Source organism: Pseudomonas sp. MWU13-2862 (genome assembly GCF_023242495.1).
GTDB classification, from domain to species: Bacteria; Pseudomonadota; Gammaproteobacteria; order Pseudomonadales; family Pseudomonadaceae; genus Aquipseudomonas; species Aquipseudomonas gingeri_D.
In genome coordinates, this window is the sequence record NZ_JALMEZ010000003.1 from 77,883 (window position 1) to 91,791 (window position 13,909).

The window sequence follows — 13,909 nt, forward strand, 5'->3', positions numbered from 1 at the left end:
TTACTGAACGATCAGGTTATTGAACAGCAGGTCCTCGACCACCGGCTTGCCGGTTTCGTCGCTCATCACCTGCTGAACCTGCTTCAGCGCTTCCTGGCGCATCTTTTCCTTGGCGTCGACGTTGCTCATCGAATCCACGGTCTGCTGGGCGAACAGCGCCACCAGTTGGTTACGGATCAACGGCTCGTTGGCCTTGACCGCCTTGGCCGCTTCCTCGCCGGTCACGCGCAAGGCCACATCGGCCTTGTAGACCTTGAGTTTCGGACTGCCATCAAGACCATAGTTACCGACAAACGGCGGCGTCAGGCTGATATAGCTGACTTTCGGACCCGCGCCTTCCCCTTCCTTGGCTTCTTCCGCCGCCACTGCCGCCAACGGCAGGGACAAGGCCAACATCAACATGATCAACGCTTTCACAATTCGCTCCTTATCCGGTTTGCGGCCTAGCATAGCGACCCGCACCGCCCTGCCCAAGCAAAAGCTTATGGCGGGCTATCAGGGTGGGGCATGCTCGTTGACCCTTCGACTCACACACCTACACTTATCGGCCATCACTCCCAAAGGAATAGCCCGATGAAAGCCGTGCTCTGCAAAGCCTTCGGCCCCGCCGAAACGCTGGTGCTGGAAGAGGTCGCCAGCCCGGTGCCCGCGAAGAACGAGATCCTGCTGCAGGTACACGCCGCCGGGGTGAACTTCCCGGATACGCTGATCATCGAGGGCAAATACCAGTTCAAGCCGCCCTTCCCGTTTTCCCCGGGTGGCGAAGCGGCCGGCGTGGTCGTCGCGGTGGGCGAGAAGATCAGCCACCTCAAGGTCGGCGACCGGGTGATGGCTCTGACCGGCTGGGGCAGTTTTGCCGAAGAGGTGAAAGTGCCCGGCTATAACGTGCTGCCGATCCCCCCCGCCATGGACTTCACCACCGCCGCCGCCTTCAGCATGACCTACGGCACCTCCATGCACGCCCTCAAGCAGCGTGCGCAGTTGCAGCCAGGGGAAACCCTGCTGGTACTCGGCGCCTCCGGAGGCGTGGGCCTGGCCGCCGTGGAAATCGGCAAGGCCATGGGCGCCCGGGTGATCGCCGCCGCCAGCAGCGCGGAGAAGCTGGCGGTGGCCAAGGCCCTCGGCGCCGATGATCTGATCAACTATGGCCAGGACAATCTCAAGGATGAAATCAAGCGCCTGACCGACGGCAACGGCGTCGACGTGATCTACGACCCGGTCGGCGGCGACCTGTTCGACCAGGCCATCCGTTCCATCGCCTGGAACGGCCGCCTGCTGGTGGTGGGTTTTGCCAGCGGACGAATCCCGGAGCTGCCGGTGAACCTGGCACTGCTCAAGGGTGCGGCGGTGATCGGGGTGTTCTGGGGCTCGTTCGCCCAGCGCCAGCCCCAGGACAACGCCGCCAACTTCCAGCAACTGTTCAGCTGGTTTGCCGAAGGCAAATTGAAGCCGCTGGTATCGCAGACCTATCCCCTGGCGCAGACCGCCCAGGCCATCAATGACCTGGGCCAGCGCAAGGCCGTCGGCAAAGTGGTGGTGCAGGTGCGCTGAGCACCTGACGACAGCTTCACCCGGCACGCTGCCTGAATACCGCTATATTTTGCCCATGGCCCGGGCGCGCTCATGACGAGCGCGCCCCTGCATCCCATCGAGGCAAATCCATGCTCAAACTGCTACAGACCCTGCTCCCCGGCGTACTCGCTTTCTCGGCGCTGATACTCGCCACACCGGCCATGGCCCACAAGGAAGTCGGCTTGAGCGATGTCACGGTGCTGATCGTCCGCCACGGGGAAAAACCCGACCAGGGTCGCGGGCTCAGCCCCGCGGGTGAACATCGGGCCCAGGCCTACGCCAGCTACTTCGATCCCTTGTCGCTGGACGGCGCACAACTGACCCCGCAACGCCTGATTGCCACCAGCGACAGCAAGGAAAGCGACCGGCCACGCCTGACCCTCACCCCGCTGTCGCAGCGCTTGAACCTGCCCATCGAACAACCCTATGCCGACGACGAAGTCGACAAGCTGGTCAAATCCCTGGGCAAGGACAACAGCGTTCCGGTGGTACTGATCGCCTGGCACCACGGGCATATCGACAACCTGATCGAGGCCTTCGGTGGCGATGCGAAAAAGCTGACCGGGCAAAAGCATTGGCCGGAGGATGTATATGACTGGCTGATCGTGCTGCGCTTTGACCACAAAGGGCAGTTGATCGAGTCCCGCAGCGAAAAGGTCGATGAACCGGCGTTTCCCGGCTGATGCCGAAGGGAAGCGACGCTAAACCTCGTAGTGTCCTTCCCGGCTTACTGAGAGCCCCAATTGACGATGCCAACCCGGATTCAGGCCGAGGACATAGTCAAAGCTCAACACACTGAGCAGGTGCTTCACATCGTGCACATTACGGGCGCAATAGGCCTCTTCATGGGGGATAAAGAACAGGCAGGGAAAATCGATATCCGAAACCAGCGGACGGCCCGCTTCGTCGCTGTGGTGCACCACATCTCCGCCCTTATAGCCTTCCGTACGAACCGCAGTGTTCAGCGCGGTCCGGAGTAGATTGATACGTGGCGTGATATTGCCCAGGTGGGGATCCTCATGCTGGATAAAAGACTTCAGCCCCTGACGCAGGCGATCACTGCCCGGCACCCGACGTCGGTCCGCCCCTGAGCGGGAATAGCTGCTGCGCCGGGGGAAAACCGCCCACAGGTCATAATCACAGGTGGTCGCGGCCCGATAAGTCTGGCGCACCTCCACCGGGCAATAGGGGTCGACAATGGCCATGACCGGGAGCAGGTTTGTCCGATCCTGTGCCTGGTTGAGTCCCGTCAGGCTATTGGACAGGCGGCTTTCCTGCGGTCCATAAAACACGCCCCAGAGTCCCTCGCCCTTGGTGCCCGCCACACCCGTTGTATATTTCAATATGAAACTCATGGAAACACCCGTTGGACCAGACGCCATATAACGCATTTCCTGGTTATTCCCACCCACCAGCGTCATGCACTTCAGCTGAGTGTCCAGTGCCTTGCGTCGCTCATTGGTTATATACAACGGCGTCTCGTCGCCCCCTGAACTGACTGCTCCTTGCAAGGCTTTACGCTGACTGGCGATATCCGGGTTTTTGGTAAATCTTGGATCCGCCAGGACAAACCCGGCCATCGGCCCCCAGGTGCAACTTTTGGCTTTATTGTGAAAGCCCTTGGTGGCATAACTTTCCAACAACAACCCCGTGGCGCAAGGCCCCACGGCCCGCACGGCAATGACACACTCATGAGTGTCGGCCACACGCTGAAAGGCTCGGCCATGTTGTATTGGCATGCCGGTACTGACAATGGCAGATAGCCCACGCACTATATTCAGTTTCATATGGAGCTTTACCCGAGTGCAAAAGATCACTCGTTATAGCACTGCCCCAGCTCATTCATGAACGCGGATAATGAAACAATTCTTGAACATAAAAACGGCCCCACAAAGAGTCTCTCTCTTTGATAACGTCTTCCACATCGATATCAAATAGCGCTTTTGAAGATTATAAAAATAGGGCGGTATATTTCACTGAATGGTTTTAAACATCGCCGTGATATTAATGCGAGGCCGAACGGCAGCGCTTGAGTCGCGCTTCCAGATTGCGATCCGGCATGGCGTGGCTGCGCAGGGCGCTGGCGGTCTGCTCGACGTAGTCGCGGGTGGTGCCATAACGCCCACAGGCGCTTTCGAGCACCTGGTTCAGCACATGGTCCGGCAGGTTGCCGGCATAGCTGGGCAAGTGCCGCTCGAGCACGAAACCCAGCGCCTGAACCGTCTGTCCCGTGGCCAGGCGGCAATTGAGCCAGTGCGGCCGATAGGACGGCACCGGCATCTCCCGCTGCCACAGGGCATAGAGCGACGCCTCCAGCTGATCGTCCGGCAACCGATAGGCAAAACCGCTGCAGGAACCGCCGCGATCCAGGCCGAACACCAGCCCCGGAAACTCCGGCGTGCCCCGGTGTTCATGGGACCACAGGTACAAACCCCGGTGATAACCATGAACCCGCCCGCGCACCCGCTCCACGGCGGAGCACTCGGGACGCCAGATCAACGAGCCGTAGGCGAACAGCCAGACCGGTCCGCCCTTGTGCCGGGCCATGGTGGCCTGCATGGAGCAGAGCAGTTGCTCGTGGGTCAGTTGCGCCCCCAGTTCCAGGCGCGGCGGATAGGCCAAACTCGACAACGCGGGATCGATAGCGGTCATGACGAATTGCGCAGGGTTCCTGATCATTACCAGTTGTAAGTCACTTTACCGTAATAAAACGCACCGCTGTAACCGTACGGCGAAAAAGTGCTGTAGGCCAGGTTGCCACCGTTACTGGCGTAGGCATTGAGTTTCTCCGGGTATTTGTCGGTGACGTTGTCGCCGCCCAGGGTAAAGGTCCAGTTCTTCAGCTTGTAGTCCGCCGCCAGGTCCAGCAGCCAGGCCGCCTTGAAGGTCTGGTCATAGGTCGGATCGGCCTGGTAGCTGGTGAAGGAACCATAACGCACCAGGGTCGTGTGCAGCGTCCAGTTGCCGTAGTTGAAGTCGTTACCCAGGGTCAGTTTCTGCTCCGGCGTGCTGTCACCCAGCAGACCGAGCTCTTCACGGCGGTCGACCCGCAACAGATTGACCCCCAACTGATTGAGAATCGCCGGGTTGGCCTTCACGTCGGTGACCTTGGTGTGATTGAAGTTGTAGCCCAGGGTGCTGTTCCAGCGCACCCCGTTGTCCAACTGGTAGCGATAGTTGGCCACCAGGTCGATGCCGTCGGTGCGGGTACTGGTGGCATTGGTGAAGTAGCGGGCGCTGGTGTAGTTGATATTGCCCACACCGTTGGCCTGCAGATAGGCGATCGCCGCGTTGTTCAGCGACAGGTTGGACGACAGGCTGATGCGGTCGCTGATATCGATCCGGTAGATATCGGCGGTCAGTGTCAGGTTGTCCGTCGGCTGCAGCACCAGGCCGAGGCTGTAGTTGCGGGATTTTTCCGGTTTCAGATCATCGGAGCCGAGCAACCGCGCCACTTTGCCATTGGCCGGGAACACCCCGGTCTCCTGCACGGTCGAGCCGATCAGTTGCGAGGAGGTAAAGGCGAAGTTCTGCTGGGCCAGGGACGGTGCGCGGAAGCCGTTGGAGACGCTACCGCGCAAGGCCACCTGCGGGGTGAAATCGTAGCGCGCCGACAACGAGCCGCTGACGTTGGCACCGAAGTCGCTGTAGTCCTCGCGACGTACCGCCGCCGAGGCACTGAGTTTTTCCGTGAAGTTGGTTTCCAGGTCCAGGTACTGGGCGAAGTTATGCCGCGAATAGCTGCCGGCATCCGATTCGCGGAAGCCGCCAAGGCCGGAACTGCCGGTCTGGTAATAGGACTCAGGCTGGCCGGCGCTGATCTGGTAACCCTGGCGCAGGTATTCGCCGCCGAACGCCACGGACACCGGATAAGGCAGCCAGCCGAGGCTGAATTCCCGCGACAGGTCCAGGCTCAGTTGGCGCTGGTCGTTGCTCAGGGTGCCGTTTTCAAATTTGCGCGGGGTGTTCAGGCCCAGGGAGGTGTTGATCGTCTCGGTGCTCAGGTCGTACTGGTTCTTGCCGTAGTTGGCGGACAGGTCGTAGTGCCAGTTATCCGTCAGCAGGCCACGCAGGCCGACCACCAGGGAAGTGTCCTCGAGGTCGCCGCGAATCAGCGGCAGGTAACCGTTGGGGTAGATCGCCGGAAGGTTGTTCGAGGCATTGCTGGCGCGATAGAAGCCGGCGGTTTCGCCCCGGCGCTTGCTGTAGCCACCGAAGCTGTAGAGTTCGGCGGCGTCGTTGAAGCTGTAAGCCGAGTTGAAGGCCAGCTTGCCTTCGTCGCTGGCCGGCTCCCCCTGGCGGAACACTTGCTGGCCATAGGTGGTGGAACCGACGCTGGCGGGACGGTAGTCGTTACCGGCACGGTTGGTGTAATCGTTGTCGGCACCTTCGCCGGACAGGTTGAAGTAGCCGTTGTCACCGATGGCGAACCCGCTGTTGCCGGAGATCTGCCGCTGGATACCGTCGCCCTTCTTGTATTCACCGAACTTGCTGGAGATCGAACCGCCATGGTCGGCGTTCTTGAGGATGATGTTGATCACCCCGGCAATCGCGTCCGAGCCGTAGCGGGCGGACGCGCCATCGCGCAGCACTTCGATATGGTCGATCGACGACAGCGGGATCGCATTCAGGTCGGTCGGTGCCGAGCCCCGGCCCACCGCGCCGCCCAGGTTGACGAAAGCGCTGGTGTGGCGCCGCTTGCCATTGACCAGCACCAGCACCTGGTCCGGTGACAGCCCGCGCAATTGCGCCGGGCGCACCAGCTCGGCGCCATCCACCAGGCTCGGCCGCGGGAAGTTGATGGACGGAATCAACTTCGCCAGCACTGTGCCCAGCTCATCCGAGCCGGTGCCGCGCAGGCTGTCGCCGCTGATCACATCGATGGGCGACAGCGACTGGCTGGCCGTGCGCTCCTGGGAGCGCGTGCCGGTGACGATAACGGTGTCGAGCTTTGGCGCTTCGGCGCTTTCCGACTCGGCGGCAGCCGTCGAACTGAAGGTAAAAGCGCTGGCGGCGGTCAGCAAATGTGCCGACAAAATCGCCGTGTACAAACGTTGTTGCGTGTTGCTCCCCATACCGCTCCCCTTTGAATCCAAGGTCGAGGCGTCTTGCCCCGAGTTCGCACGATCGGTCCGTGTGGCGAACGGTGTCGGTCATTGTGGTGTTGATTGGCAGATACAAAGCCGGTGGTCCGATGGGCATATAGCCTAATGTTATGTAACAAATAAATTAAATATCAAAATCATATAACGATAAGCTAAACATCGCGTACGGGAAAACCCCTACAGATATTTCAGAGGCCACGATCTGATAATCCGATTTGGACTTACGTATAACGGCCGCCTACTTCAATCGCTACGTTTTCACCAGGGGCCAATGACCATGAACCCATCACTCCTTATCCAAGCCCTGTGCCTGTTTCTGCTGGCGCCCAGCGCCTGGGCGTCGAACGATTCGGACGCGGCTGGCAAGGGCTTCTGGTACCTGCAAACCAGCGTCGTTACCCGTCACTTCTCACCGGACCCTGACCACAATAATCACCAGGACCTGATCGGCCTGGAGCGCAATGACGCCTCGGGGTTTCTCTATGGGGCGGCGACGTTTCGCAACTCGTTCAGCCAGCGTTCGTATTACGCCTATGCGGGTAAACGCTTCGAGAGCGCCGACTATCCGGTGTACCTGAAAGTCACAGGTGGCTTACTTCAGGGATACAAAGGCGAATATCGCGACAAGATCCCGCTGAATCACCTGGGCGTTGCGCCGGTGATCATTCCTTCCGTCGGCGCGCATTACGGGCCGGTGGCGGCGGAGGTGGTGTTGCTGGGTTTTAATGCGGCGATGCTTACCGCCGGGGTGCGTTTCTGAGGGATTTGTAGCGGTCTTGAAGCCCTCTTCGCGGCGATACGGCGTCCCGACAAGCTCTGCTCCTACAGTTCTGTGTCGTACACAAAATCTGCAATCGACGCCGTACTGTAGGAGCAGGGCTTGCCCGCGAAGGCGATGGAACAGGCGCAGAAGAATCAAACGCCAGGCACTAAGGCCTGGGCGCGTAGGCAAACACATCGGCACGCATCTGATGTGCATCCATCCCGGCGTTCACCAGGGCGTCCAACGTCGCATAGATCATCGCCGGCGAGCCGCTGGCATAGACACTCACCCCAGACAGGTCGGCAATGTCTTCGCGGACCGCCTCGTGCAGCATCCCGCAACGCCCTTCCCAGCCACACAGATCACTGACCACCTTGTGCAGGAACAGGTTCGGCAGTTGCTTCCACTCCTCCCAATGCTCCAACGTGTAGAAGTCCTCGGGCCGGCGCACGCCCCAGTACAAGTGCACCGGATACTGGAAGCCACTGGACCGGCAATGCTCGATCAGGCTGTTCATCTGCGCCATGCCGGTACCCGCCGCGATCAGCACCAGCGGCCCCTCGGGCAGTTGGGCCAGGTGGGTATCGCCAAACGGCAGTTCCACCCGCGCCATGCCGTTGCGCTGCAACTGCTCGATCAAACCCTGGGCACTGGCTTCGCGCACCAGCACATGCAGCTCAAGATCGCGCCCGGCATGGGGCGCCGAGGCCAGGGAAAACGCCGATTTCTCACCGTTGTCGCGCTCGATCATCAGGTACTGGCCGGCGTGATAACGCGGCGGCTTGCCCGCCGGCGCGCGCAGGCGCACGCGCCAGACATCACCACCGATCTCGGCGCATTCGATCAACTGACAGGCCAACTTGCGCACCGGCAGTTCTCCTTGCGCGAGCACGCCATCCCAGAGCACCACACAGTCTTCCAGGGGTTCGGCAATACAAGTGTAGAACTCGCCGTGGTCACGCACGTCACCGGCCTGCGCGACCCGCCCTTCCACCAGCAGCGCGGCGCACACATGGCAGTTGCCGTTGCGACAGCTCTGCGGGCAGTCATAGCCCAGGCGCCGGGCACCGTCGAGAATCCGCTCGCCGGGCCGTATCTCAAGCACGGCGCCGGACGGCTGCAAGGTCACACGCATCAATCTATTCCTAACTGATTCCAAATGGCATCGACCCGTCGGGTCACGGCCTCATCCTTGACGATCACCCGGCCCCACTCACGCGTGGTCTCGCCGGGCCATTTGTGCGTGGCATCGAGCCCCATCTTCGAACCCAGGCCGGACACCGGCGAGGCGAAGTCGAGGTAGTCGATCGGCGTGTTATCGATCATCACCGTGTCGCGCTTGGGGTCCATGCGCGTGGTGATGGCCCAGATCACGTCGTTCCAGTCGCGGGCGTTGATATCGTCGTCGGTGACGATAACGAACTTGGTATACATGAACTGTCGCAAAAACGACCAGACACCCAACATGACGCGCTTGGCGTGGCCCGGATACGACTTCTTCATGGTGACGATGGCCATGCGGTACGAGCAACCTTCCGGCGGCAGGTAGAAGTCGGTGATTTCCGGGAACTGCTTCTGCAGGATCGGCACGAACACTTCGTTCAGCGCCACGCCGAGAATCGCCGGCTCATCCGGTGGCCGACCGGTGTAGGTACTGTGGTAGATCGGCTTGATCCGATGGGTGATGCGCTCCACGGTAAACACCGGGAAGCTGTCGACTTCGTTGTAGTAGCCGGTGTGATCGCCGTAAGGGCCTTCCGGGGCCATTTCCCCCGGATGGATCACGCCTTCCAGGACGATTTCCGCCGACGCTGGCACTTGCAGGTCATTGCCGCGGCATTTGATCAGTTCGGTGCGGTTGCCCCGCAGGAGGCCGGCGAAAGCGTATTCGGAGAGGCTATCCGGCACCGGGGTCACGGCGCCGAGAATGGTCGCCGGGTCCGCGCCCAGGGCCACGGACACCGGGAACGGCTGGCCCGGATGCTTCTCGCACCACTCGCGATAATCCAGCGCACCGCCACGGTGGCTGAGCCAACGCATGATCACCTTGTTGCGGGCAATCACCTGCTGGCGATAGATGCCGAGGTTCTGGCGGTCCTTGTTCGGCCCCTTGGTGACCGTCAGGCCCCAGGTGATCAGCGGCGCAACGTCGCCCGGCCAGCAATGCTGGACCGGCAACTTGCCGAGGTCGACGTCATCGCCCTCGATGATGATTTCCTGGCAGGGCGCATCCTTGACCACCTTCGGCGCCATGGCAATGATCTTGCGGAAGATCGGCAACTTGGACCAGGCGTCCTTGAGCCCCTTGGGCGGCTCCGGCTCCTTGAGGAAAGCCAGCAGCTTGCCGATTTCCCGCAGTTCGCTGACCGCTTCGGCGCCCATGCCCAGGGCCACGCGCTCGGGCGTGCCGAACAGGTTGCCGAGTACCGGGATATCAAAACCGGTGGGGTTCTCGAACAGCAACGCCGGCCCCTTGGCCCGCAGGGTGCGGTCGCAGACCTCGGTCATTTCCAGGACAGGGGACACCGGAACCTGGATGCGCTTGAGTTCGCCGCGCTGTTCCAGGCCGCTGATAAAGTCGCGCAAGTCGCGATACTGCATGCGTGAGCCTCGTAGATCCGTGGCGTTCGGGGTGGGCAGTTTACCCGGTTCGCCCTGATACCGCGCAATCGAACAACATCCGGACAGCAAAAAGCCGGGTTTCCCCGGCTTTTGCGGCCCTGCTCGACTTACTTGCGTTTCATCGACAGGAAGAACTCATCGTTGGTCTTGGTCTGTTTCAGCTTGTCGATCAAGAACTCGATGGCAGCGACTTCATCCATCGGATGCAGCAGCTTGCGCAGGATCCACATGCGCTGCAACTCGTCGTCGGCAGTCAGCAACTCTTCGCGGCGGGTGCCGGAACGGTTGATGTTGATCGCCGGGAAGACGCGCTTTTCAGCGATCTTGCGGTCCAGGGGCAGTTCCATGTTACCGGTACCCTTGAACTCTTCGTAGATCACTTCGTCCATCTTCGAGCCGGTTTCAACCAGCGCGGTGGCGATGATGGTCAGCGAACCGCCTTCCTCGATGTTACGCGCAGCACCGAAGAAACGCTTTGGCTTCTCCAGGGCGTGGGCGTCGACACCACCGGTCAGGACCTTGCCAGAGCTCGGGATCACGGTGTTGTAGGCACGGGCCAGACGGGTGATGGAATCGAGCAGGATGACCACGTCTTTCTTGTGCTCGACCAGGCGCTTGGCCTTCTCGATGACCATTTCGGCCACTTGCACGTGACGGGTTGGCGGCTCGTCGAACGTCGAGGCGACCACTTCGCCGCGCACGGTGCGCTGCATTTCGGTCACTTCTTCCGGACGCTCGTCGATCAGCAGGACGATCAGGTGCACTTCCGGGTTGTTGCGGGTGATGTTCGCCGCAATGTTCTGCAGCATGATCGTCTTGCCGGCTTTCGGCGGTGCCACGATCAGGCCGCGCTGGCCTTTGCCGATCGGCGCACAGAGGTCGATCACGCGACCGGTGAGGTCTTCGGTGGAACCGTTACCGGCTTCCATCTTCATGCGCACGGTCGGGAACAGCGGCGTCAGGTTCTCGAAGAGAATCTTGTTCTTCGCGTTTTCCGGACGGTCGAAGTTGATCGTGTCGACCTTGAGCAGAGCGAAATAACGCTCACCTTCCTTCGGCGGACGGATCTTGCCGACGATGGTGTCACCGGTGCGCAAGTTGAAGCGGCGGATCTGGCTCGGCGAGACGTAGATGTCGTCCGGGCCGGCCAGGTAGGAGGCATCCGAAGAGCGGAGGAAGCCGAAGCCGTCCTGGAGGATCTCCAGCACGCCATCACCGGAGATTTCCTCGCCGCTTTTCGCGTGCTTTTTCAGCAGGGAGAAAATCACATCCTGCTTGCGCGAACGGGCCATATTTTCTATGCCCATCTGTTCGGCCAATTCGAGCAGTTCGGTAATCGGCTTTTGCTTGAGTTCAGTCAGATTCATATAGGAATGACGTAATCATTTATGGAGGGGGGAGAAATTAAGCTTTTGGCTTAATGAGGCCGCGCCGCAGAGAAGGCGACAGGATCGCGTACTTGTTCGAAAAGGAGAGCGTCGGCGACGGCTTGCAGGGGGCAGTGGAGAAACCAGTGCGGGGCCGAATGTAACACCTGCAATTGTGAACGTCTAGCCCCTGACAACGAAAAAAGCCCCGCTATTTGCGGGGCCTTTTTTGCCGATGCCGACCTTACAGGTGAGCGTCGAGGAACGCGGTCAGTTGCGACTTGGACAGTGCGCCGACCTTGGTCGCGGCAATCTCGCCGTTCTTGAACAGCATCAGGGTCGGGATACCACGCACGCCGTGCTTGGCCGGGGTTTCCTGGTTTTCATCGATGTTCAGCTTGGCGATAGTCAGCTTGCCTTTGTAGGTCTCGGCAACTTCGTCCAGCACAGGGGCGATCATCTTGCAGGGACCGCACCATTCAGCCCAGTAGTCGACCAGTACAGCGCCCTCGGCCTTGAGTACATCAGCGTCGAAGCTAGCGTCGCTAACGTGTTTGATCAGATCGCTGCTCATGGAAGTCTCCGGATTTGTAAGCCAAAAAAAACGTTGCCCATCATAGCCGTCCTTCCTACGTACAGGAAGCCGCAGTTGATTGAGTCTAACTATGACAAATGATCAGTTTGGGTATAGCCAATACGGCCCCCGCACACAAATACCAACGGTCAGCCGGGCGTGACGAAGGCAATACCGGTGCGCAGGGCGGCATTGCGCACATGTTCCTGCATCGCCTTTTGTGCCGGCCCCGAGGCGCGACGCGCCAGGGCGCGGAGGATCTTGCGGTGCTCCTGCCAGGTTTCCATGGCCCGCTCCGCACGGATGAACGGCAACTTCTGGCTTTCCAGGAACAGCTCGGCGCTGGCGCTGAGGATACTGGCCATGGCCTGGTTACCGCTGGCCAGCAGGATGCGTCGGTGAAAATCGAAATCCAGCCGCGCGGCCGCCTCGAAATCCCCGGCCTTGAGCTCCAGCCGCAAGGCCTCGACGTTGTCCTGCAAGGCATCCAGCTCATCGGCGGTCAAGGTCACCGCCGCCAGGCCGGCGGCAAAACCCTCCAGGGCATAGCGCAACTGGAAGATATCCTCCGCCGAGGCCTGGGCCGCGAACGGCCAGGCCAGGCCACCGGCCGCAGGCGCCAACTCCACCGGCGCCTGCACGAAGACGCCCTTGCCCGGTTGCACGCTGATCACTCCCAGGGCACTCAGGGACGACAATGCCTCGCGCAGCGACGCCCGGCTCACCCCCAGGCGCAGCGCCAGGTCGCGCTGCGAAGGCAGCACGTCCCCCGGGCCGAAACCCTCGTCGGCAATCAGTTTGCGAATAGCTTGCAGCGCCACTTCCGGGACGGCGCGGGAGATCGAATTCATCGTTTTTTCAGCTGTCAGTCCGGGAAAGCGCTAGTTGTAAAGCTATTGGCAAGATCCGGCAAGTCACGCCCAGCGCTGGTTCAACGCCGCGAACCCATGCTCGATAAGGGTGCGAAAGCCCCGCAACTGTTCAGACCAGTAAGACCATGAAAAACCCTGCCACAGCAGCGGGGGCACGGCTTGGGGCAAGTGTGGCATGGGCTGTGCACTGCCCCGGACAGAGATCGCCTTCTGGATTCGGAGAGTTGCCATGACCAAACGCCGCAGCGCCCTGCTCACTGCCTTGCTGGCCAGCCTGATGCTGAGCCAGGCCCCCGCCCACGCCAATGGCCTGGACGACATTATCGCCCGTGGCACCCTCAAGGTCGCCGTGCCCCAGGACTTCCCGCCGTTCGGCTCGGTGGGCCCGGACATGAAACCCCGTGGCCTGGACATCGACACCGCGAAGCTGCTGGCCGAACAACTCAAGGTCAAGCTGGAACTGACCCCGGTCAACAGCACCAATCGCATTCCGTTCCTCACCACCGGCAAGGTCGACCTGGTGATTTCCAGCCTCGGCAAGAACCCGGAGCGGGAGAAGGTCATCGACTTTTCCCGGGCCTATGCGCCCTTCTATCTCGCGGTGTTCGGTCCGCCGGACGCGCCGATCAACGGCCTGGCCGATCTCAAGGGCAAGACCATCAGTGTCACCCGTGGCGCCATCGAGGACATCGAGCTGACCGCCGTGGCCCCCGAAGGCGTGACCATCAAGCGCTTCGAGGACAACAACACCACTATCGCCGCGTACCTGGCCAAGCAGGTCGACCTGATCGCCAGCGGCAACGTGGTGATGGTCGCCATCGCCGAACGCAACCCGAAACGCATTCCGGCCCTGAAGGTCAAGCTCAAGGACTCGCCGGTCTACGTCGGCGTGAACAAGAACGAACCGGCGCTGCTGGAAAAAGTGAACCAGATCCTCGCCACGGCCAAGGCCGACGGCAGCCTGGAGAAGAACGCCCAGCTGTGGCTCAAGCAACCGCTTCCGGCCGATCTCTGATCGCGCTTGCCTGAGGTCC

The 13,909-nt window shown here is 61.0% G+C and carries 13 protein-coding genes; 4 read left to right on the forward strand and 9 right to left on the reverse strand.

Going from position 1 to position 13,909, the window contains the following annotated elements; all coding sequences use genetic code 11:
- Complete coding sequence (locus M5C56_RS06200) at window positions 1-417, reverse strand: flagellar basal body-associated protein FliL (RefSeq protein ID WP_103496090.1); 417 nt, start codon at window positions 415-417, stop codon at window positions 1-3.
- 156 nt (window positions 418-573) lie between these two features.
- Between M5C56_RS06200 and M5C56_RS06205 the strand changes: the two genes are divergently transcribed.
- Together M5C56_RS06205 and M5C56_RS06210 are read left to right on the forward strand one after the other, a co-directional pair.
- On the forward strand, window positions 574-1,551 hold the full coding sequence (locus tag M5C56_RS06205; protein WP_103496089.1) for an NADPH:quinone oxidoreductase family protein: 978 nt from the start codon (window positions 574-576) through the stop codon (window positions 1,549-1,551).
- A 110-nt stretch (window positions 1,552-1,661) separates the two neighbouring features.
- The gene (locus M5C56_RS06210) at window positions 1,662-2,255 is read left to right on the forward strand and encodes a flagellar basal body-associated protein FliL (RefSeq protein ID WP_103496088.1); all 594 of its coding nucleotides are present in this window, start codon (window positions 1,662-1,664) and stop codon (window positions 2,253-2,255) included.
- Between the two features lie 18 nt (window positions 2,256-2,273).
- On the opposite strand, the gene M5C56_RS06215 is transcribed toward M5C56_RS06210, so the two are convergent.
- The 3 genes from M5C56_RS06215 to M5C56_RS06225 form a co-directional block, all read right to left on the reverse strand.
- Complete coding sequence (locus tag M5C56_RS06215; RefSeq protein WP_103496087.1) at window positions 2,274-3,359, reverse strand: anthrax toxin-like adenylyl cyclase domain-containing protein; 1,086 nt, start codon at window positions 3,357-3,359, stop codon at window positions 2,274-2,276.
- 217 nt (window positions 3,360-3,576) lie between these two features.
- Window positions 3,577-4,224, reverse strand: a complete 648-nt coding sequence (locus M5C56_RS06220) for a gamma-glutamylcyclotransferase (RefSeq protein ID WP_103496086.1) — start codon at window positions 4,222-4,224, stop codon at window positions 3,577-3,579.
- A 26-nt stretch (window positions 4,225-4,250) separates the two neighbouring features.
- Window positions 4,251-6,647: a TonB-dependent receptor gene (locus tag M5C56_RS06225; protein ID WP_103496085.1), complete on the reverse strand. Its 2,397-nt coding sequence runs from the start codon at window positions 6,645-6,647 to the stop codon at window positions 4,251-4,253.
- 307 nt (window positions 6,648-6,954) lie between these two features.
- On the opposite strand from M5C56_RS06225, the gene M5C56_RS06230 reads away from it, so the two are divergent.
- Window positions 6,955-7,437, forward strand: coding sequence for a sn-glycerol-3-phosphate transporter (locus tag M5C56_RS06230; RefSeq protein ID WP_218586062.1), 483 nt, complete (start codon window positions 6,955-6,957; stop codon window positions 7,435-7,437).
- Window positions 7,438-7,606: 169 nt separating this feature from the next.
- Here the strand turns inward: M5C56_RS06230 and M5C56_RS06235 are convergent, their stop codons facing one another.
- The 5 genes from M5C56_RS06235 to M5C56_RS06255 all read right to left on the reverse strand — a co-directional run bounded on the left by M5C56_RS06235 (window position 7,607) and on the right by M5C56_RS06255 (window position 12,854).
- Window positions 7,607-8,575: a CDP-6-deoxy-delta-3,4-glucoseen reductase gene (locus M5C56_RS06235; RefSeq protein ID WP_103496084.1), complete on the reverse strand. Its 969-nt coding sequence runs from the start codon at window positions 8,573-8,575 to the stop codon at window positions 7,607-7,609.
- Window positions 8,575-10,041 (reverse strand): 4-hydroxy-3-polyprenylbenzoate decarboxylase, encoded by a 1,467-nt coding sequence (ubiD, locus tag M5C56_RS06240; protein ID WP_103496083.1) that lies wholly within the window; start codon window positions 10,039-10,041, stop codon window positions 8,575-8,577. The genes M5C56_RS06235 and ubiD overlap by 1 nt, the downstream gene beginning before the upstream one ends.
- Before the next feature lie 128 nt (window positions 10,042-10,169).
- Window positions 10,170-11,429, reverse strand: a complete 1,260-nt coding sequence (rho, locus tag M5C56_RS06245; RefSeq protein ID WP_100942095.1) for a transcription termination factor Rho — start codon at window positions 11,427-11,429, stop codon at window positions 10,170-10,172.
- A 244-nt stretch (window positions 11,430-11,673) separates the two neighbouring features.
- The gene (gene trxA, locus M5C56_RS06250) at window positions 11,674-12,003 is read right to left on the reverse strand and encodes a thioredoxin TrxA (RefSeq protein WP_103496082.1); all 330 of its coding nucleotides are present in this window, start codon (window positions 12,001-12,003) and stop codon (window positions 11,674-11,676) included.
- A gap of 149 nt (window positions 12,004-12,152) precedes the next feature.
- Entirely contained in the window at window positions 12,153-12,854 is a 702-nt protein-coding gene (locus tag M5C56_RS06255) for a FadR/GntR family transcriptional regulator (RefSeq protein WP_103496081.1), read from the reverse strand.
- A gap of 250 nt (window positions 12,855-13,104) precedes the next feature.
- Here M5C56_RS06255 and M5C56_RS06260 point away from each other — a divergent pair, with 250 nt between their 5' ends.
- The gene (locus tag M5C56_RS06260) at window positions 13,105-13,890 is read left to right on the forward strand and encodes a transporter substrate-binding domain-containing protein (protein WP_100942098.1); all 786 of its coding nucleotides are present in this window, start codon (window positions 13,105-13,107) and stop codon (window positions 13,888-13,890) included.
- The last annotated feature ends 19 nt before the right edge of the window (window positions 13,891-13,909 follow it).